At 63.8% G+C, this 21032-nt stretch carries 11 protein-coding genes; 3 read left to right on the top strand and 8 right to left on the bottom strand.

What is annotated here, in order from left to right:
- Positions 1–98: 98 nt before the first annotated feature.
- The 7 genes from ACQR1W_RS01170 to ACQR1W_RS01200 all read right to left on the bottom strand — a co-directional run bounded on the left by ACQR1W_RS01170 (position 99) and on the right by ACQR1W_RS01200 (position 16167).
- Positions 99–4325 (bottom strand): sulfotransferase, encoded by a 4227-nt coding sequence (locus ACQR1W_RS01170; protein ID WP_434849108.1) that lies wholly within the window; start codon positions 4323–4325, stop codon positions 99–101.
- Positions 4326–4584: 259 nt separating this feature from the next.
- Positions 4585–7866: a beta strand repeat-containing protein gene (locus tag ACQR1W_RS01175; protein ID WP_434849109.1), complete on the bottom strand. Its 3282-nt coding sequence runs from the start codon at positions 7864–7866 to the stop codon at positions 4585–4587.
- Between the two features lie 486 nt (positions 7867–8352).
- Positions 8353–10137, bottom strand: a complete 1785-nt coding sequence (locus ACQR1W_RS01180) for a hypothetical protein (RefSeq protein ID WP_434849110.1) — start codon at positions 10135–10137, stop codon at positions 8353–8355.
- Between the two features lie 434 nt (positions 10138–10571).
- A complete protein-coding gene (locus ACQR1W_RS01185; protein WP_434849111.1) occupies positions 10572–11132 on the bottom strand; it encodes a tetratricopeptide repeat protein in 561 nt (186 codons plus the stop codon).
- Complete coding sequence (locus ACQR1W_RS01190) at positions 11129–12424, bottom strand: autotransporter strand-loop-strand O-heptosyltransferase (protein ID WP_434849112.1); 1296 nt, start codon at positions 12422–12424, stop codon at positions 11129–11131. The genes ACQR1W_RS01185 and ACQR1W_RS01190 overlap by 4 nt, the downstream gene beginning before the upstream one ends.
- 3 nt (positions 12425–12427) lie before the next feature.
- Positions 12428–14386, bottom strand: coding sequence for an HlyD family type I secretion periplasmic adaptor subunit (locus ACQR1W_RS01195; RefSeq protein WP_434849113.1), 1959 nt, complete (start codon positions 14384–14386; stop codon positions 12428–12430).
- Complete coding sequence (locus ACQR1W_RS01200; RefSeq protein ID WP_434849114.1) at positions 14383–16167, bottom strand: type I secretion system permease/ATPase; 1785 nt, start codon at positions 16165–16167, stop codon at positions 14383–14385. The genes ACQR1W_RS01195 and ACQR1W_RS01200 overlap by 4 nt, the downstream gene beginning before the upstream one ends.
- A gap of 124 nt (positions 16168–16291) precedes the next feature.
- Between ACQR1W_RS01200 and ACQR1W_RS01205 the strand changes: the two genes are divergently transcribed.
- The 3 genes from ACQR1W_RS01205 to ACQR1W_RS01215 all read left to right on the top strand — a co-directional run bounded on the left by ACQR1W_RS01205 (position 16292) and on the right by ACQR1W_RS01215 (position 20143).
- On the top strand, positions 16292–16462 hold the full coding sequence (locus tag ACQR1W_RS01205) for a hypothetical protein (RefSeq protein WP_434849115.1): 171 nt from the start codon (positions 16292–16294) through the stop codon (positions 16460–16462).
- A gap of 685 nt (positions 16463–17147) precedes the next feature.
- Positions 17148–19109: an ethylbenzene dehydrogenase-related protein gene (locus ACQR1W_RS01210; RefSeq protein WP_434849116.1), complete on the top strand. Its 1962-nt coding sequence runs from the start codon at positions 17148–17150 to the stop codon at positions 19107–19109.
- A complete protein-coding gene (locus tag ACQR1W_RS01215) occupies positions 19106–20143 on the top strand; it encodes a 2Fe-2S iron-sulfur cluster-binding protein (RefSeq protein WP_434849117.1) in 1038 nt (345 codons plus the stop codon). The genes ACQR1W_RS01210 and ACQR1W_RS01215 overlap by 4 nt, the downstream gene beginning before the upstream one ends.
- Positions 20144–20172: 29 nt before the next feature.
- Here the strand turns inward: ACQR1W_RS01215 and ACQR1W_RS01220 are convergent, their stop codons facing one another.
- Positions 20173–21030 carry a VOC family protein gene (locus ACQR1W_RS01220; RefSeq protein WP_434849118.1) on the bottom strand — a complete coding sequence of 286 codons (858 nt, stop codon included), beginning with the start codon at positions 21028–21030 and terminating at the stop codon, positions 20173–20175.
- Positions 21031–21032: the final 2 nt, after the last annotated feature.

Here is a 21032-nt window from a genome sequence, read left to right on the forward strand (position 1 = left end):
ACGCCGCCTCCGCCGAGCGGCCGAATAGCCGGGTGCCCGCTCCTCCACATGTCCCTGGAGCCTGTGCACCCGGTTATTTGCCGGCCCGGGTTGCGCGCTTACGAAGGCTCACGATCCGGCCCGAGCGCCTCCTGGAGGGGCCCGAGGAACTTCTCGTATCGACGCCAGCTTCCGACCGCGCGGCGGTAGAGCGGCTCGCGCACCTGCATCAGGCTTGCCGTGCGGACCGCGCGCTGCGTGCTGTGGAAATCGCGACAGCCATCTTCCCAGTTCAGGCCGCAATGGGCCAGCACGCCGCGCGAAGCTCCCTCGAGATCGTCGACCAGATCCTCGTACTGGACATCCGTCAAGACGCCTGGCGGCAGCACCTTGTGCCAATGCGCCATCACCGCCTCGTAGCCCCGGTAGTAGTGACCGAGTTCGGCCAGATCATAGGCGAAGGGCTGACTGCCGGTGAACAGCAGCGAGTAGCAGGAGATGCAGGTGTCCAGCGGGTCGCGCTTGACATTGATGATCCGTGCATTCGGGAGCGCGGCATGGATCAGCCCCACGAACAGGAAATTGAGCGGCATCTTGTCGACGATCCGCTCGGCCTCGGGCGCCAGCGCGCGCACCCGGGCCGTGTAGTCCTGTCCAAGCTGCGTCATCTGCTCCGGCGGAAGCAAATTGATCAGCTCTGGATAAGCCGGTAGGACGCGCTGGCGCTTGGCGCAGTCTCCGATCAGATCCTTGAAGGTCTCGAGTTCGCCGGCACCGAACACCTTGGAATGGCTGGCCAGCACCTGCTCCATCAGCGTCGTACCTGAGCGCGGCATGCCGACGATGAAGATCGGAGACCACGATGTATCCCCATGTCCCGCGACCGACTGGAAGAACTCCGGCGTGAACTTGGCGGCGACATTCTTCATCATCGCCAGTCGCTGCGCCTCGTCATACTCGAACGTCTTCCGCTTCAGCGCATTGCCCTTCTGCAGATGCGTGAACGCGACGTCATAGTCCTTGAGGTCGGCAAGCGCCTTGCCCATCGCGAAATGCGCCGCGATCTGCTTCTCCTCGTCGAGCAGATCGACGTGTCCGAGCAGGCGCTGCAAGCCGGGCAGGCGACGGTCGCCGGGCTTGAACTTCTCCATGTTCGCGAGGTTCAGGTGGATCGGGGCTTCGTCCGGCGACAGCTCTAGCGCGCGTTCGAACGCCGCGGTCGCCTCCTCGAACTGCCCGAGCGCCTGATAGGCGACGCCGAGATTGTTATAGGAACCGAAGCGGTCCGGCTTGATCTTCAGTGCGAGCAGGTTTTGCTCGATCGATTCCTCCAGGCGATTGAGCTCGAGCAGCGCGTTGCCGAGATTGCCATAGGCATCGGCATAGTCCGGCTTGCTCGCAATCGCCCTTCGATAATGCTCGATACCGCGCTCGGCATGGCCTTGCCGCAACAGAACATTGGCGATGTTGTTGTGGGTCTCGGCATGTTGCGGACTGTAGTCGAGAACCTTCAGGTAGCATTTCGCCGCCTCGATGTCCTTGCCGGCGGCATAGTGCAGGTTGCCGAGCGCAAAATGCGCATCGAGGTGCTGCGGCTTAAGCTCGATGGCCCGTTTCAGCATCGCCATCGCTTCGTCGTTATTGCCCTGGCTCTGCAGCGCCATGGCATAAGCGTAGATGATCCCGGGATGATCCGGAGCGAGCGTCAGCGCCTTGAGATAATAGCCGACAGCCGCCTCGAACCGACCGGCCGCGGCTTCGACCGCGCCGAGGCTGCCGTGAGCTTCGGCGGAGCGATCATCGATGGCCACGGCTTTCAAGAAATGCTGCCTGGCCTCATCCAGTCGATTGGCCTGGGTGCAGATGGTGCCGAGGCCAACCAGCGCGCCGAAATGATCAGGCTGGCTTGCCAGGATGAAGCTGAAGAGCTTCTCGGCGTCGTCGTGATCGCCGCGGCGCTGCAGCTTCTTGGCTACAGTGAAGGCGCGCTCGGCTTCAGCTTTCAGGGCGCCTTGCGCGGCGACGAGATCGATGGGACGCGCGCGGTTCGGCTCGGTAACGACGGGAGCCACAAGGTTGCTAGGGGCGGCCCGGCCGGTTGCGTCTTGTTGGGTGGCCGCGACCAGGTCGGTGAGTACGACACGGGGACCGAGCGCTTCCAGCAGCGGCTTCAGACGGTCGCCGTAAAGACGCCAGCGCCCGACCGAACCGGTGAAGAGCGGCTGTCGAACCTGAACCAGGCTCGCCGTGTTCACCGGCCGTTCGGTTTCGTGGAACGACAGACACTTATCATCCCAGTCGAGACCGCAATGGGCGACGATCCGGTGGGCCTCGGACTCGAGGTCGCGCACCACGTTCTCGTAGCTCACCTCCAGCATGACGCCGTCCGGCAGCACCGCGCGCCAGTGGTCCATCAACGCGTCATAGGCGCGGTAGTAGCGTCCGAGCTCGGCGAGATCGTAGGCAAACGGTTGAGGTTCGGCGAACAGAAGGGAGTAACAGGACAGGCACGTGTCGATCGGGTTGCGCTTGACGTGGATGATCTTAGCATTCGGCAGCGCGAGATGGATCAGGCCTGCGAACAGGAAGTTCGAGGGCATCTTGTCGACGATGCGCTCGGCGGCTGCTTCCGATCCGGCGAAGCGCGACAGGTAGGCTTTCCCAAGTTCGCGCAGATCGTCGTCCGGCATCTTGGCCAGCATCTCGGGATAGTCGCCGCGCCCGCCACCGGTATAGGCCTCCGCAGCGGCGGCGAAATAATTGACCTCACCGGCACCGTGTACGGCCGGATGGCTCGCCAGGATCTGCTCGATCAGGCTGGTACCCGAGCGCGGCATGCCGATGACGAAGACAGGCCTGTTCGACGGCTCGCCGCCCTTGGAGCGCTGCGCGATCACCTCCTTGTTGAAGACGCTGCGGATACGCTCCAGCTGCTGCAGAGTCTTGGTCTCGTCGTAACTGAGGCGCTGACGCTCGAGACGGTTGCCGGCGTGGAGATGGAAGAGGGAGCGTTCGCCGTCCTTGATGTCGGCATAGGCGCGGCCCAGGGTGAAGTGCAGGGCGATGCGCTCGCCGTCCGTCAGGCTTTCCTCGCGTCGCGCCAAATCCTGCAGATAGGGCCAGCGTGCATCGTCGTCGGTGAAGCGCTTGATGGCCGCGTAGTTGAGATGGACGCCGGCATTTTGCGGCGCGATCTTGAGCGCGGCCTCATAGGCGGCCGCCGCCTCGTCGAGCCGGCCGGTGACCATCAATACGCTGGCGAGATGGTTGAATGTCTTGGTATCACGCGGCGCGTGAGCGAGCGCGGCCTGATAGCTCGCGACAGCATCATCGTATCGGTTCATCGCCCGCAGCGCATCGGCGCGATTGCGATGGGCATCGGGGTAGCCGGGATGCTGGCGGATTGCCTCATCATAATGCGCGAGCGCTTGCTGATGCTTGCCCTGGGACTGCAGCGCATTGGCCAAATTGTTGTGGGCTTCAGGGAAGACAGGGCGAGCCGCCAGGGCGCGTTCATAGTGGAAGACGGCCGCGAGCCCGCTGTTCATCTGCAGATACAGATTGCCGAGATTATAGTGCGCGTCGGCCAACTGAGGGCTCAATGCGAGCGCTTGCTGGAAGCTGCGGATCGCCGCATCGAGCTGACCGGTCGCATGATAACAGCCGCCCAGATTGAGCAGCAGGGTCGGCGCCTGCGGATTGATGGACAGCGCATGCTGATACTGCGCGATCGCGTCTTGATGACGGCCAAGTTGCCGACAGGCATCGCCAAGCCCGGCAAAGGCGGCCGCGAAATTCGGCCTGACCGCGATGGCGGCTCCATGATGGGCGATGGCGCGCTCGAACTGTCCCAGCAGCTGGTAGCAGATGCCAAGGCTCTGGTGCGCGTCGGCGTTCTTGTCGTCGGTCGCAATGGCCCGCTCGAAATGCGGAACGGCATTCGCGACCTCGCCGACGCTGCACAGCGCATGACCCAAGAGAAGGTGCGGCTCGGCACCGTCGAGGCCAAGTTCGATCGCGCGCTGGTAATGCAGTCTGGCTTTGTCGATGTCGCCGAGACCCGCGAACGCCTTGCCCACCATCAGATGTGCGTCGGCGGATTGGTCGGCGAGATCTGCGGCCTGTGCGAGCAGATTCTGAGCTTCGTCCGTGTCGCCGCGCTGGACGCGGACCATGGCCAGGCTGCAGAGCGTTCGGAAGTGGCGTGGCTGTACGGCAAGGAGCTGCCGAAACGCCTGCTCCGTCGCTTGCAACGTGCTTTCTTCGACGGCCGGGCTGATCGAAGGGGAGGACGCCGGCGACGTCGAAACCAGACGCGGACGGAAAGCAACGGCATGTTCGGTCATGAGAAAGACTTGCTCAGAGGTTGGACGCGAACCGTTGTCAGGACAGATTTGAGCGAAACGGAGGCTTCACGCGAGCTTCGGTGTGGCGAGGCGTTAGAACCGTTCGCAAGCTCACACGGTGGTCGGAAATTTACCGGGACTGTCGCGAAGTTGTGTCGAGCGCCCTCGCAACAGCATCGGACGGTCAGACCAGACACAAAGAAGCCGGCGCAGAACTTACCGTTCTGCGCCGGCTGATTGTGGGAATGCAGGCCGGGCGTCAGCCCCACATATGGGTCATGGCTTGATGATGAGACATGTCGGCCTGCTGGCTCGCCGCTTGAGCAACTGCCGCGTCGTGGTGGCTGCTATGCTCGTCATGGTGATGATCGTCGTGGTGACCGCCGCAATGGTGCGAACAGCCGCCATTGTTATTGCCGCCTGACGATCCGTTCGCGCCAGAGCCCGTTCCATTGTTCGAGCCGCCCGCACCGTTGCCGTTGTTGCCACCGGTACCCGTTCCGCCACCGGTCGCGGGAGGCGTGGTCGCCGTGCCGCCGGTGCCGTTGGCGATGTTCGGGTTTGCGGTGACTGGGATGGTGCCGTGAGCCGTGCCGTGGATCGAGGTCGCAGTCGATACCGTGGTCGCGGTGCCGACATAGGTCCCGCCATTGACCGGGACGTTGTTGCCGGAGACGTCCATGGCGTCGGCCGCGAAGCCTTGGCCGGCGGCAGCGAGCATCGCCTTGTCGGCGGCGAGCGCCGCACCAGTGTCGCCGTTCAGGATGCCCTGCAGGCCCTTCACCGCATTGGCGGTATCCGCCTCAAGCGTGCCGCTGAGCAGTTCGTTGTCGAAACGACCCTGGAACACCGCGCCCTGAGCGGCATCGAAGGCGGCGCCGAAGTGCTGGTAGTTCTGGATCTGCGTAATCAGGGTCTGGCTCGCCTGCGCGCCACCGGTCGCGATCTTCTGCAACGTCGCATTGATGGTGTTGGCTTCGGCCAGGAACGAGGCCCAGAAATTGGTCTGCGCCTGGTTGTCCTGGAACTTGGTGACCGTGCCGGTGAGCCCGCCCGGATCCTCGGCGAAGCCGCCGGCATGGCCTGCAGCTCCGTTGCCACCGGCGGCGGTGTTCAGGTTCGCATCGTTCTGAATGATATCGATAATGTCGAGCAGGTTGTCTGCGGTGCCGCGCAGCGCCGCCTGATTGCCGGTCGAGGCTGCAGCGTCGTATTTGTTGAGCTGCAGGTTGATCTGGCCGAGCGCCGTTTGCAGATGGATCGTGGTCAGCGCCGCCGCATTCGCGGTTTCGCCGGCCTCGATCTGCGCAAGCTGAGTCTTGTTGTTGAGGATGGCGGTCAGGCCTTGCGAGATCGCCGTGAGGTCATTGTTGACCTCCTGCAGGTTGCCGGCGTTGATGCCGCCAGAGGCGATATCGACCACCTTGTTGAACACCGAGCCGACGTCCTTGAGGCTATGGCCTGCGGTCGCGGCGGCCAAGGTGGCGGCATCGTCGGCGCCCGCAGGCGACGCCTGGAAGGCGACGTCGGTCGCACCGGTATTGGCCAGGTAGGTGACGCCGTTGAGGGCAGTCGTGAGATGCGCGTCGTTGTGGATCTCTTGCAGGATCTCCTGCTGCACAGCGTGGATCGTCTGCTCAGCCGTTGCGAGAGTCGCAGCGTTGGTGATCCCGCCCGCAGCCTTCAGCAGCGTTCCCAGCTGAGCTTCGACATTGGTGAGAACGGCGGTGTCGGTCGTATTCAGGGCAAAGGTGTGCCCACCAAGCGTGACTTGGCCAGGATTGGCCAGCATCGCCGCGATGTCGGTCTGCACCGCAGTGATATCCGCCTGATAGCTGCTGAGAAAGGTCGGCGAATTGCCGCTGCCGGCGAGGCTGAACAGGCCGAGCGAGGCGCGGACGGCATCGTTGAAGACGACGCCGGCCTGCACCAGGTCGGTCGAATGCTGGAGTGCAGATGCACGCACCAGCAAGTTCGATGTGCCGTTGGCCAGCGCGGTCGGATTGAAGTTGATCGGATGGCCACCACTGGAGGGAGGCGTGGTCGTTGACCCGCCGGTGCCGTTGGCGATGTTCGGGTTCGCAGTGACAGGAATCGTGCCCTGGGCGAGGCCGTGCACCGAGGTCGCAGTCGAGACCGTCTTCGCGGTGCCGACATAAGTCGCCCCGCCGATCGCGATGTTGTTGCCGGAGACGTCCATCGCGTCAGCCGCGAAACCCTGGCCGGCAGCGTTGATCATCGCCTTGTCGGCAGCGAGTGCCGCACCGGTGTCGCCGTTCAGAATGCCCTGCAGGCCCTTCACCGCGGCTGCCGTATCCGCCTCGAGCGTGCCGCTGAGCAGTTCGTTGTCGAAGCGGCCCTGGAACACCGCACCCTGGGCGGCATCGAAGGCGGCACCGAAGTGCTGGTAGTTCTGGATCTGCGTGATCAGCGTCTGGCTCGCCTGCGCGCCGCCGGTCGCGATCTTCTGCAAGGTCGCGTTGATGGTATTGGCTTCGGCCAGGAAGGCGGCCCAGAAATTGGTCTGCGCCTGGTTGTCCTGGAACTTGGTGACGGTGCCGGTGAGCCCGCCCGGATCCTCGGCAAAGCCGCCGGCATGACCTGCTGCGCCGTTGCCGCCAGCGGCAGTGTTCAGGTTCGCGTCGTTCTGAACGATGTCGATAATGTCGAGCAGGTTGTCGGCCGTGCCGCGCAGGGCCGCCTGGTTACCGGTCGACGCGGCAGCATCGTATTTGTTGAGCTGCAGGTTGACCTGACCGAGCACGGTCTGGAGGTGGATCGTGGTCAGTGCCGCCGCGTTGGCGGTCTCGCCGGCCTCGATCTGGGCGAGCTGGGTCTTGTTGTTGAGGATGTTGGTGAGACCCTGCTGAACCGCGGTGAGATCGTTGGTGACCTCCTGCAGATTGCCTGCATTGATCCCGCCGGAGGACAAATCGACGACCTTGTTGAACACCAGGCCGACGTCCTTGAGGCTGTTGCCCGCGGTCGCGGCGGCCAAGGTGGCTGCATCATCCGCGCCGGCGGGCGAGTTCTGGAACGCAACGTCGTTGGCGCCGGTATTGGCCATGAACGTCACTTTGTTCAGCGCGCCGGAAAGGTGAGCGTCGCCGTTGATCTCGCCAAGGATCTCGGTCTGCACGGCGTGGATGGTCTGCTCTGCCGTGGCCAAAGTCGCGGCGTTGGTGATGCCCGCTGCGGCTGTGACAAGCGAGCCCAGCTGTGCCTGCACATTGGTGAGGACAGCCGTGTCCGTCGCGTTCAGCGTAAAGGTCTGTCCGCCGAGGGTGACCTGGCCCGGATTGGCCAGCATCGCGGCGATATCGTTCTGCACCGCGTGGATGTCGGTGGTGTAGCTGTTGAGGAACGGGTTGGAGTTGCCGCTGCCGGCGAGGCTGAACAGGCCGAGCGAGGCGCGGACCGCGTCATTGAATACGACACCCGCCTGCACCAGATCGGTCGACTGGTTGAGTGCATCTGCGCGCACCAGCAGGTTCGACGTGCCGTTTGCAAGGGCAGTCGGATTGAAGGTGTTATTGGCCATTTATAAATCTCCCCAAGTTCACCCCGGCTCGCACCTGGTCCTGACGCGCGTGACAGGCAGCCGAAATGAGTAGAACAAACCCCCCGCAGCCGGCCGGACGGAACCGTGCGTCCCGTATGCCAGTCGCGAATTATTCGCCCTATTGGGGCCAAAAGAAGCGTGGCCAAGTTCGCAACCATGTTGTTGTTCGGGCAGTTTCCGATTGTTGCTGTTCGGTGACGAACTGCAGCCAAGTGCTTGATCTCTCGGGTGCATCTCGAACACAGGCTGCGTCAGTCCGACGCGCCCTGCATGTTGTCGTCAAGATGTCGCCCTGATCTTCACAATGCCGACGGCGTTCCCGGCCTGGAACTCAATTCAATCGCCGCCGGGCAGCCATTTCGACTCGAGCTGGGCCGAGGGTCGCGCGGTCCTTCTAAAACAGGCCAGTGCAGAAGGGCATTCTGCACTGGAAGGCTATCGTTCGATTTTCTTCGACAGGACAGATCAGCCCCACATATGGACCATCGCGTGATGGTGCGCGGCGGCGGTCGAATGGCTGGCAGCCGTGCTCGATGAGGTTGCCGCGGTGTGGCTGTGGCCGGAATGATGACTGTGGTGATGACTCGCGGCCGTTCCATTGTTGGTAGCGGTCGTCGTAGTACCGGTCGAGGCGGCGTTGCCACCTGCTGCGGCCGTGGAGCCGCCAGCTGCCGTCGTGGTCCCACCGGCGGCCGCAGTGGCTCCTGCCGCAGCCGTCGTCGCTCCCGCAGCAGCAGTTGTGGTGGCGGCCGCCGCCGTGCCACCGGTGCCGTTGGCGATGTTGGGATTGGCGGTGACTGGAATGGTGCCGTGGGCCAAGCCGTGCACTGAGGTCGCAGCCGAGACCGTGGTCGCGGTGCCGACATAGGTTGCGCCGCCGACGGCGATGTTATTGCCCGAGACGTCCATCGCGTCGGCCGCGAAGCCCTGGCCGGCGGCTGCGACCATCGCCTTGTCGGCGGCGAGCGCCGCACCGGTGTCACCGTTCAGAATGCCCTGCAGGCCCTTCACAGCGGCTGCCGTATCTGCCTCAAGCGTGCCGCTGAGTAGTTCGTTGTCGAAGCGGCCCTGGAACACCGCGCCCTGCGCCGCGTCGAAGGCGGCGCCGAAGTGCTGATAGTTCTGGATCTGCGTGATCAACGTCTGGCTGGCCTGCGCACCACCGGTCGCGATCTTCTGCAAGGTCGCATTGATGGTGTTGGCCTCGGCCAGGAACGAGGCCCAGAAATTGGTCTGCACCTGATTGTCCTGGAACTTGGTGACAGTACCCGTCAGCCCGCCCGGATCCTCGGCAAAGCCGCCGGCGTGGCCAGCAGTTCCATTGCCGCCCGCTGCCATGTTCAAGTTCGCATCGTTCTGCACGATGTCGATGATGTCGAGCAGATTGTCAGCTGTGCCGCGTAGCGCAGCCTGGTTACCAGTCGAAGCGGCAGCGTCGTATTTGTTGAGTTGCAGGTTGACCTGACCGAGCACTGTCTGCAGGTGGACCGTGGTCAGTGCCGCCGCGTTTGCGGTCTCGCCGGCCTCGATCTGGGCGAGCATGGTCTTGTTGTTGAGGATGTTGGTCAGGCCCGTGGAGATCGCAGTGAAATCGTTGGTGATCTCCTGCAGGTTGCCCGCATTGATGCCGCCGGCCGCCGCAGCTTCGGCTGCGTTGAACACAGCGCCGACAGCCTTGAGGCTGGTGCCGGCCGTTGCTGCGGCCAGGGTGGCGGCGTCATCTGCACCTGCGGGAACGTTTTGGAAGGCCACGTCATGGGCGCCGGTCGTGGCCAGGAACGTCACTTTGTTCAACGCGGACGAGAGGTGGGCGTCGTTGTTGATCTCGCCGAGGATCTCGCTCTGCACCGCGTGGATGGTCTGTTCGGCCGTCGCCAAAGTGGCGGCGTTGGTAATACCGGCCGCCGCGGTAATCAGCGAGCCCAGCTGCGCCTGGACATTGGTGAGAACAGCAGTGTCGGTGGTGTTGAGCGTGAAGGTCTGGCCGCCGAGTGTGACCTGGCCCGGATTGGCCAGCATAGCAGCGATATCATTCTGCACCGCGTGAATATCGGTCGTGTAGCTGCTGAGGAACGGGTTGGAGTTGCCACTTCCTGCCAGACTGAACAGGCCCTGCGAAATACGGACCGCGTCGTTGAAGACGACGCCGGCCTGCACCAGGTCTGTCGACTGATTGAGCGCGGAAGCGCGCACCAGCAGGTTCGACGTGCCGTTCGCCAACGCAGTCGGATTGAACGTATTATTCGCCATTGATCATGTCCTCCAGTAGTCTCGCTCGTCGACTGACAGACGGCGGCATGGGTCAGAGTGTCGCCACGATGTGTCAAACTGTCGCGGCTGAACTAATTTCCTCAATGGGGCTGAAAGAAGCAGGGCGCGGTTCGCAAATATGATGTTGTTCGGGCAGATTGGGCGATGGCTCCGGTGGTTCCAAACACGTGATATGGTGCTCATAGTGCACAGCGTTTCGCTGGCGTGCGGCAGATCGGCTGAATTTCCGATGTCGACGCAGGGGTGAACGTCAAATCCCGTTCCACTCGTGTGGCGTGCCCGACATCCGCTTCGTATTTCGCTCGCTGTCCCAAGCGAACGTCAGACACAAAGCCACATTGGAACCGCAGTTGTGCGGGTGTCTTCGGTTCACACTTTCGTAAACACGCGCGCCGCGCAAAATGATACGAACGCTAAATCCGTTCCGCGAGTTGCGCCTGAGACCAGGCCAGATCGCGCGGCAGGTCCGGGTGGTGCGGCGCCATTACAACGAGGCGCTGAAGCAGGCCGAGGCTGCGGCGATAGTGATTAGTTGCCTCGGTATGATCGCCCGATGCGGACAGCACCGCGGCGATCCGATTCCAGCAAACCGAGAGGTCGCGCAGGAAGGCGACGTTGTCGGGATCGGCAGCGGCGAGGCGCTGCATGATGGCCGCAGCGGTGCGATAGTGGTCTAGCGCGTCGCCGTGCTCACGTCGCGCAGTCGCGCGATCGCCTTGGCCAACATGGCTTGCAGCCAGGTCGCGAAGCGCGCCGGCGCGCGGGGTTATGCCCACCGCCATGCCGCCGCGATGGACGGCGATTGGCTGCGGCAGATGCAGCGTGCTCGCCGCCAGCGCCTCGTCGGCGCGTGGCGCGGGAGTGCACGATTGGCACGCGTCTTCGGCCTCAGAACGCGCAAGCGGCCGGACGATGCCGCCACTGACCACTTCAGCCTCAGGCCATGGCCAGCGCTGACGTGACGGCGGACTCATCGGATGGCGGTCCGCGGCATTGGACCGGCCGTTTCAGCAGCGAAACTCGGAATCCTTCCCAGCGCTGCCTTGACCTGATCTGCGGTGATCAGGCGCGTGCACTCGAATTGCCGCGGCGTGTCGCGGTGACGCGGGCACCAAAGAAAGTCGTGATGGTCGAACTGCTGACGTACATCGTTCCAGCAGCTGTTGCAGGCGTGATAGTTGATGACGCGGTAGGGCGTCATGAACTCGTTTATGGGGTGCGTGAAGCCGCTGATCATGACGACCGGCGTGCCGGCGGCCCAGGCGAGCCATGACAGTCCGCTCGACAGGCCGACGAACGCCGCAGCATGTTTGAGCCAGCGGGCACGCTCCTGCAATGGCCGGTCGCCCGTCTCGTCCTCAGCCCCATCGGGGATCTCGGTTGTTATTGCGCCGCGGCCGTGCATCGGCTTCTGGTCGATACAGATGACGCGATAGCCGAGTCCCTTGAGGTGGTCGACGATCTCCGCCCAGCCGCGGGGATTGTTCCAGTACTTGCATTGCGTCGTGGCCTGAACGCCTATGCAGACATAGGGATCGGCGATCGGCCGGCTGGCGCTGCGCAATGCGAGGCGCGGCGGCTGCTCGGCGGGATCGACGCCGAGGATGTAAGCGGCGGTGCGGTGCAGTCCGACCTGGCGGAAGTCGCAGGGCTGGTACGCCTGCTCATGATCGTCGAAGAACAGCGCTACGCTGTAGGTTGCATATTGGCGCTCGGGCTCGACCTCGGCGTGGGAGACGAAGCGGACGTCCGGATAGGCGTCGCGGAACAATGGAATGAGCGGCTCGCCCATCGCGCAGGTGAGGCGGCAGCGGTGCAGCTCCTTGAACGCAATCGCGTAGGAGAGCCAGCCGATGATGTCACCGATGGTGCCGACGGGAAATTGAACAAGCACATCGCGGCCCGCGGCGTCGTAGTCGTGGCACAGCACCTGTTCGTTGCCGATCCAGACTTCGAGGCGGAAGCGTACGAAATAGCGCTTGGTGCTGTTGACGTACCCTGATCGCAGGGAGGTTTCGAACAGAACGTTGCCGGTGTCGAGATCACTCAGACGAACGCGCCACGGCCGGCCCGTTTCCGGCAGCATGACCCGGCAGCCATCGTTGAAATCGAAACGCAGGCCCATCGGTCCGGCCTGGGTCGGCTGCGCCGCCGGCCGCGGCAGCCGACGGCTTGTTCCTTGCGCCGTGCTTGCGCCAGCACTATCCCGCTCATGCATCACCTTGTCAGTCTCAGTGCCCGGCTCGGCCCCAAGGGAGTGCCGCACCGGCTATTCCTCGACGAAGGCGCGGCGCCACTGCTCCATGATCGGCTTCATCAGGTAGCTCAGCATCGTGCGCTTGCCGGTCTGCACGAAGACTTCGGCCTGCATGCCAGGGATCAGCTGCACGTTGCCCAGGCGATGCCGCTCATCGTCCGACATGACGACGCGGACCGTATAGAAAGTCGAATTCGACCGCTGATCCGTGGTGATGTCGGGCGAGACGAACGAGACTTGGCCGGTGACCTGCGGCGTGGTGCGTGAGTTGAAGGCGGAGAAACGAACAAACGCGTCCTGGCCGGTATGGACGTGATCGATGTCCTTCGGCTGGACGTGGGCCTCGACCTGGAGCTCGTCGGAATCGGGCACCACTTCCATGATCGTCTCGCCCGCTTTGACGACGCCGCCGATCGTGTGAACCGAGAGCTGATGGACCGTGCCGGAGTTCGGCGCGCGAATCTCGATCCGGTCGAGCTGGTCGCGTCCGGCCACACCCTTCTCGATCAGCTCGCCTTCCTTGGCCTGCGCTTCACCGAGATCCTTGACCACTTCGGTGCGGAAGTCCTGGTCGGTCTTGACGATCTGCAGCTCCGCCTCGTTGATCTTCGACCGCGTCTCGGCGACGCTCGAGGTCAGCTGACCGCGCTCGCCGTCGATCCGTGCCGCCTCGCGTTGCAGTGTCGTGAGCCTGGTCAGCGGCACCAGCCGCTTGTCATAGAGATCCTGGACACCAGCAAGTTCGCCGTTGATCAGCTCGATCTGCTTGCTCTTGGAATCCGCCTGGGCCTCCATGCCACTGATCTCTTGATTCAGCTGCGCGATCCGCCCCTGCAGCAGATCCTTTTGGCTTTGCCGCGTGAGCAGGCGCGCCTTGAACAGCGAGTTCTCCGACGCAATCACGGCGCGGACATTGGCGTCGTCCGTGCGCGAGGTCAGCTCCGACGGGTATTCCGGCTGCTCCTTGCCGTCACGTTCGGCCGTGAGGCGGGCGATCTTCGCCCGCTGCTCGTTCAGCTGTTTGGTGATCGTCTGCAGCGCCGCCTGCGTCTGGGTTGCGTCCAATCGCACCAGGAGGTCGCCGGCTGCGACATGTGTGCCGTTCTCGACCTTGATTGCGGCAACGACGCCGCCAGTCGGATGTTGGATCGCCTTGACATCGGACTGCACGACCAGATTTCCTGGCACCACGACGGCTCCGGCGAGCGGCACCAGCGTCAGCCAGCCACCGCCGAGAACGCCGGCGACGAGCAGAACGCGCAGTCCGGTGCGCAACTCATTCTCGTACATGAAGCCGACGCGGGGAATCAGCGCTTCGCCGGAGGGGTCGTCGAGCTGAGCTGCGGTCCCTTGACTGGCGATGAAGGTCATGCCGGTGGTCAGGGCAACGCTTGCGGTTCCGACCAGCCGACCCATTTTCGTCTGCGGCTCGGCCAAAGCCGGCACCTGCGCGGGTGCGAGCGAGCGCGATCGTTGGCTGCCCTCCGAGCGCAGATCAAGCGTCGGCGCAACCGCTCTGAAATCTATCGACGGCGCTGCGTCGTTCGGCCCCGAGCGCGGCCGCTGCGGAGGCGTTATCTCCGGCTCGCGGACCCAGGCCGGTCGATTCTCGCGCCGATTCTCGCGTGTGGCGTCGGGACGGCGCTGCGGAGCGCGGGCAGGGCTCAATCCGAACAGCGACAGCGAGATGTCGAAGGCCCGCCCCACCTTGCCTTTCTTTCTCTTGGCAACGCGTTGCGGCGTTTTTTTTCGGCCACCGGCCGGCGCCGGCCTGCGGCCCTTCCTGGCGTCCTCGCGCGGAGCGCGCCGGGTTCGCGGATCATCCGGCTCGTCGTCGTCGAAGGCGTTCTGCAGCCGCTGCAGCTCCAGGATCAGGGCATCGCCCTGAGGCCCCACCGTGCGGCTCCGCGGCATCCCCCTCCAATTGGGGTCGTTCTCGTCATACGGGCGGAGGTCGTTGACATGTTTCATGCAGGGGCGCCCTCCGCGGCTGGTGCTGCGCGACGAATAGCTCTCGCATTCGGTGCGGGTGCCGCCTTTTGGATCGCTGGCGGCGCTTGAGTGGCCTTGCCTCCGGCGATCTGAGTGGCCTTGCCTCCGGCGATCCGCGCAAAGATTTCCTGGCAGGGGCCGAAGGCAATGGATCGGCCTTCATAGAGCACCATCGCCATGTTCAGCGCGTTGAGCGCGCTCGGCCGGTGCGAGATCACGATGACGATCGATTGCTTCTGGCGCATGATGGCGATCGCCCGGCTGAGCGCGTTCTCGCCGTCAGCATCGAGATTCGCGTTCGGCTCGTCGAGCACGATCAGGAAGGGATCGCCGAACACGGCACGTGCAAGCCCGATCCGCTGCCGCTGCCCGGCGGACAATGACATGCCGCCCTGGCCGATTCGCGTCGAATAGCCGTCCGGCAGCCGCAGGATGATGTCGTGCACGCCCGCGATCTGGGCTGCCTGCAGGATCGAGTCCGAACTCGCGTCATCGTCGAACCGACAGATGTTGTCCGCCACCGTGCCGTCGAACAGCGCGACGTCCTGCGGCAGGTAGCCGATGTGGCGGCCAAGATCCTCGTTGCTCCATTGATCAAGCGCAGCGCCGTCGAGTCGGACCACACCCTGCTGTGCTGGCCAGATTCCAACCAGCGCTTTCGAGAGTGACGTCTTGCCGGACGCGCTCGCGCCCAGGAGCGCAAGGCCGGTACCGGCGGGGACTGCGAATGAAACGTTCGAGACGATCGGCCTCTCCTGGCCGGGCGCGGCGACCGTGAGTTCCTGCACGGTGAGGTCGCGACCCGGTCGCGGCAGCGACACCGGCGGGGCAGGCGGCTTCGCAGTGGCTTTGCAGATGTCGCGCAGTCGCGCGATTCCCTGACGTGCGGCGACCAGCTGCTTCCAGCTTCCGAGCGCGACTTCGACCGGAGCAAGCGCGCGCCCCATCAGAATTGAGGACGCCATCATCACGCCGCCTGAGGCCTGCTCGGAGACGACGAGGGCTGCGCCGATCCCCAGCATGCCCGATTGCAGGATGAAGCGGAGCACCTTCGCGGCCGAGCCGAGATTGGCGTAGACGTCGCTGGAGCGGATATTCTCCTTGAGATAACGCTCGTTCACATCGGTCCAGCGCGTGGAAAAGCGCTGCATCATGCCGAGCGCTCGAATCACCTCGGCATTGCGCTGCATCGCGTCCGCAAGCACCTGGCGTGCCGCGCTGGTCTCGCTGGCCGATTTGCTCGCCTGGCGCGAGAGGCGCTCGGTCAGCACGGTCATCGAGATGATGGCAGCCGTGCCGACCATCGCGGTGATGCCGATCAGCGGATGAAACAGGAACAGGCCGATCAGGAAGATCGGAATCCAGGGCATGTCGAGGAACGCGGTCGGTCCCATGCTCGACATGAAGGCGCGCAACTGGTCGAGATCGCGCAGCGGCTGCTGCATCAGCATCGGCTTGGTGCCGCGCAGAGGCAGGGTTGCCAGCGCGTGATGGATCGCCTCCTGCAATCCCGCGTCGAACATGGTCGCCACGCGGCACAGCATGCGCGCGCGCAGCGCGTCGAAATAACCCTGGATCACGTAGGCGGTCAGGATCATGACCGACAGGCCGGCGAGCGTCGCCAGATTCTTGCTCGGGATGACACGGTCGTAGACCTGCATCATATAAACAGAGCCCGAGAGCATCAGGATGTTGATGACACCGCTGAATACGCCGATGCCGGCCATGCGCCGCGCCGCCTGGCGCAGGCCGCGTGTCACGGGATCGTCTCCCGTCCCAAGAAAATCAGCTAAGCCTGCCGCCGGCTTCATTCGCGGACGGTCTTGAGCGACACTCATCCGGTCGCGCTCTCCATATATTGCCGGGACCACAATCGTTCGGGCCGTGTTGACAGCCGATGCCGACGATTTTCCGGCAACAATGGGACAAGGGGAGATTTCTCTTGGAAAAACGGTTGTGCGTGACGCCGCCAACGCGTGGCGCATGGGACACAGCGATGCAGTGCAAAAAAAATTTCAGGCCGATCGGCGAAAATGTGGTCGCGTCGATTTCTAGAGATCACGTCGATAGTTGCACCCCGATCGGCGCGCGAGCGAACCGCCGATGTCACAGTTTGGTCCGCCTATAACCTTGCTTCTGCACGCATTGGTCGCCGTGCGGGCCGAATGACGCCATGAAGCCAAATAAATCTTCGTGAAATGCAATGGATGCGCCGATCACTTCTTGGTTTTCGGTATCCGAGGATAGAACAGGGATGACTATGGCGATGACGACGATGCCAGGCGGGGCGCAGTCAGACTCGTGATGATTGCGATCGATGTCCGCGTAGTCCGCTGCGGAGCTGGCATGCGGCCGCGCGGAACTGATGCCGAGAGCGGATACGCTTAGGGGAAAGCGTACTGGCGCGATGCAAGGGCTCTGATGCCGTTCGCGCCCATGCTGATAGACCCGAGCACGGAGGCGCTACTCTGAGAGAGCGCGTCGTAGAGGGCTGTCCGGCCGCTCGCGAGGATCTCCTCGCGACGGCAGAGAAGAATGCTCGATTGCCGAACAGGCATCTGGGGGACCTCTTGCTTAACGACACGACTAGCTACCGGATCGACGTGGGGCTCGATGCAAACAAGGGTTCGACCCGCTACCGCGCGCAACTCGTCCCGTCGCGCGGCCGATATAGCGCCGTTCTTTGCGTGGCAGATGCCGGCACTTGCATTTGCGCAGGCCCGCGAGGAGGCGGCCGCGCATGAAGATCCGCAAGACAGACTACGGAACAATCATTCTGCATTGGCTGCTGGTCGGCGCGACCGTGATCGACTTCGCGACCGGACTGCGTATGGCGACGGAGGCGCCCGGGCACGCCTGGATCGCGGAGTATCTCGATTTGCTGCTGCCGCGAGCGCACACGTGGACATGGCACATGCCGGCCGGCGTGGTGCTGACGAGCGTCGCCGTCGCTTACATGATCTACGTCGCCAAATCCGGCCTCGGTCGGCGCGTGGCCGTGGACAAGATGCGCATCAAGGGCCTGATGGGCCGCAGGCCGGCGCGGCTGGGCTCCATCAGCGTGCTCCTGCATTGGGTGCTCTTCATCTCGATGGCCGCATTGATCGTGACCGGCGGCTTGCTGTTCTTCGGTATCGAGTCGGGATACGTGACGATGATGATTCACTGGTACGCCACCTGGGTCGTGCCCGCGTTCATCCTCATGCACGTTCTCGTTCACTTCGGTATCGGCGGCACATCGCAGCTGTACCGGGTATTCCGGCCGCAGCCGCTTCCACCACCACCGCCACGCCTGGATGCAGTTGAGTTGCTGACGATGCTTGTTGAACAATCCGAACGGCTTGAGGAAAGTGAGGCGCCAGTCCGATCGGCGCCGCCGATGGCTCCGGCCGCCAAATCCGGAGGGCGCGAGCCGGCGAAGGCCGCAAATCGTTCGGATGATCTCATTCGCACGCGCGCGGAGTCACGCAACGGCCCGGTGCGTGCACGGCCGTCGGCGCCGACCAAGAGCGGCACCAGAAGCAATAACAAAGGCAATGCGCGGCGGCGCAATCCGACCTTCCAGGCAAACCCGTTCGTGGTCGCAGCGGCGGTCGCGATCGTGGCCGGCTGGATGATGGTGGCAGCCGACTATTACGCGGAGGACACGGTCACCGTGCATCGGATCGCGAACGCGGATGCTCCGACGCTCGACGGCGACACCTCGGATCGGGTTTGGCGCAACATCCAGCCTCACATGGTCACCACCAACCAGGGCGACAATTTCGACGGCACCGGTGAATCGCGCGTCTGGATCAAGGCGGCGCATGACGACACCTGGGTCTATTTTCTCGTCATCTGGGAAGATCCGACCCGTTCGTTGAAGCAGCTTCCACTGATCAAGCGGGCCGACGGCTGGCACCTGCTGCATAACGGCTACGAGAAGGGCGACGAGAACGATTACAACGAGGACAAGCTCTCGCTGCTGTTCACGACGCTGCCGATCACGCTTGCGGCCGACCGGACCTTCCACATGAGCTCGAAGCCGCTGCCGGACAAGCCGGCGACGTTGTCGGGGCGCGGCATCCATTACACGCCGGCTCCCGACCTCTATGCAGATGCATGGCAGTGGAAGGCGACGAGCGGCGGTCCGACCGGCTGGATGGATGACGATCATTTCGGTCCGCCGGCGGAGCCCACCCCGGATCAGGTCAAGGGTCTCGTCCCCTATAAGGGAGGGTTCGCGCCGGACCCGGGCGAGGCAAACTACTCCGACAACTTCATCATCGATCGCGATGCGGCGATGCTTGGCAATCGCGGCGTGAGGCCGAAGCGGCTGCCGAAGGACGTCGCCGCCATGAAGGCCGCGATGGGCGAGATCAATCTCGATCCGAATATCGGCGAGAACGACGGGGCGCGCTGGTTCATGACCGAGGCCGAATCGGTGCCTTATTCAATGGAGGCTGACGCGCAGATCCCAGTCGGCACATTGGTGCCCGGTGTCGTCATCAATGGTGACTTTACCGGCGACCGGGCGGATATCCGCTGTGCCGCACGTTGGGCATCGGGCCACTGGACGCTCGAAATTGCCCGCAAAATGGACACACACAGCAAGTATGACGTTCCGATCAAGAATGGGGTGTTTATGCGGGTGGCCGCGTTCGATCACACTCAGATCCGGCATACGCGGCAGATTCGGCCAATGCGACTAGAGGTGGAATGATGGGGAAGATTTGCAAGGTCCAGCTCAACAAGGAAACGTTCTACGCCAATGTAGGCGATCTCCTGCTCGACAGTGCGATCTCCAGCGGCGTCGAACTGCCCCATGATTGCCGCAGTGGTATTTGTGGTTCCTGCAAGGTCCGCGTCGTCGACGGCAAGCTGTTCGGGGGCACGGAAGGTGACATGGCGCATGCCTGTCAGGCGCGTGTCGTCTCCGACCTCAAGATCGTGACCGAGCCGGTGCCGGATACCGTGACGATGTCGACCGAGGTCGGAGATCTTGTCCGCCTTGCGCCCGACGTGATGGGCGTCACGCTCGACCTGCCGAAGCCGTTGCGCCATTTTCCGGGACAGTATGTCAAGGTGCAGTTCCGCGGCTATCCGGCGCGCTGCTACAGCCCGACCTATCCGATGGTCGGTGCGCCGGACAGTCACCTGCTTTATCTCCATATCCGCAAGCTCAAGGATGGCTTGGTCTCCTCGGCGCTTGGACGCGAGATCCAGCCCGGCCATCGCGTCAAGCTGACCGGCCCGCTTGGCACCGCGTTCTTCCGTCCCAAACATCGCGGTCGTGTCGTGCTGGTCGCAAGCGGCACCGGCTTTGCGCCGATGTGGTCGATCGCGGTCGCCGCGATCACCGAGAACCCGAAGCGCGACATGGTGTTCATCGTGACCGCGCGCACGCTGCAGTCGTTCTATATGCACCAGGCGTTGTGCCGGCTGGCGCGCTTCCCCAATGTCAAGATCATCCCGATTGTCTCGGAGCCGCAGAACGTCTCGCCGGCGCTGCGGACCGGTCGTCCGACCGAGCATATGCCCGATCTGACGCCTGACGACGTGGTCTATACCTGCGGCGCCCCCGCCATGACGGATGCGGTCGCGAAGATCGCCCGCGCTGCTGGTGCCCGCTGCCATTGCGATCCGTTCGTTTCGTCGGCGCAGCCGTCGGAGCAGGGCGGCAATCTCATGGGTCGTCTCGCCGGCTGGCTGGAAAGCCAGCGCGGCCGGCCCTCGATGTTGCAGGCGGCTGAATAACGCAAACGGCTGGGCTGGCGCGGCCCGCGTCAGCCGGCGACGAACGCGACCAGCGTGCCGCTGGCGGCCGCAGGTGGGACGCATAGGCTCGTGCCGCTGCGGACGCCATTTGCGCCCAACGCGGTCTCGGTCGCAGCGAGATCGTCTGATACGATCACCAGACCAGCGCCGCCGCGGTCGGGCAAGCCTATGAGCGGCACGCCGGGATAGCGGCTCGCCAACTGATCCCTCGTCACGAAGACAAAGGCAGCGCGTGTGTCGCCAGAGGCGATCGTGACCGCGCCGTCCGCTTCAACATGTACTTCGCGATCGATCAGCCGCGACAGATGCGCGGCATCCTTGGTCGGCTCCGGCGTTACGATCAGTACCTGTTTCAGGCACTTGGCCGCATTGGCGTGAGTCATCAGCTCAGGTATCCAGACGGTCTCGCGGGTCTTATGCTCGCAGGCGAAGATGCGTAGGCCACCGGGCGCCTCGGCGATCGGCCAATGAAAGACCCGGAACTTCGCCGGCGAGATGCTGCCGTCCGGCATCGCCACCGGGCGCTCGAAGTCGGTCGGGCCGATCGGCTCAAAGCCGCGGGAGCGAATCTCCTTGGCTCCCTCGGCCGAATCGACTGCGGTGAAGGCGATCCGTTCGATGCCGTCGCCGCGGCGGGCGAGAAAATTCCGGGTCGGCGCGTTCTGATCGGTTTCCGAGATCACGCCGAGCAGCTCGATGTAGTCAGGATCGAGCATGATCGTGTAATTGCCCGTTCCCATCTTGGCGCTATGGGTCCCACGAGGTGACAGCGTGAAGCCTAGCCGCTTCCAGGTCTCGGCCGCCTCGTCGAGCTCTGTGACCGCAATGACGGCGTGATCGATCCCGATGACATTTTCCAGGGCCACGG

It is taken from the genome of Bradyrhizobium sp. HKCCYLS1011 (genome assembly GCF_051167795.1).
Classification (GTDB): domain Bacteria; phylum Pseudomonadota; class Alphaproteobacteria; order Rhizobiales; family Xanthobacteraceae; genus Bradyrhizobium.

What these genes read in the sequence shown, in the direction of transcription:
- ACQR1W_RS01175 (WP_434849109.1), bottom strand. Translation starts at nt 7,866, where the DNA reads ATGGCCAATAACACCTTCAATCCGACTGCCCTTGCAAACGGCACGTCG.
- ACQR1W_RS01170 (WP_434849108.1), bottom strand. Translation starts at nt 4,325, where the DNA reads ATGACCGAACATGCCGTTGCTTTCCGTCCGCGTCTGGTTTCGACGTCG.
- ACQR1W_RS01185 (WP_434849111.1), bottom strand. Translation starts at nt 11,132, where the DNA reads ATGAGTCCGCCGTCACGTCAGCGCTGGCCATGGCCTGAGGCTGAAGTG.
- ACQR1W_RS01215 (WP_434849117.1), top strand. Translation starts at nt 19,106, where the DNA reads ATGATGGGGAAGATTTGCAAGGTCCAGCTCAACAAGGAAACGTTCTAC.
- ACQR1W_RS01210 (WP_434849116.1), top strand. Translation starts at nt 17,148, where the DNA reads ATGAAGATCCGCAAGACAGACTACGGAACAATCATTCTGCATTGGCTG.
- ACQR1W_RS01195 (WP_434849113.1), bottom strand. Translation starts at nt 14,386, where the DNA reads ATGAAACATGTCAACGACCTCCGCCCGTATGACGAGAACGACCCCAAT.
- ACQR1W_RS01180 (WP_434849110.1), bottom strand. Translation starts at nt 10,137, where the DNA reads ATGGCGAATAATACGTTCAATCCGACTGCGTTGGCGAACGGCACGTCG.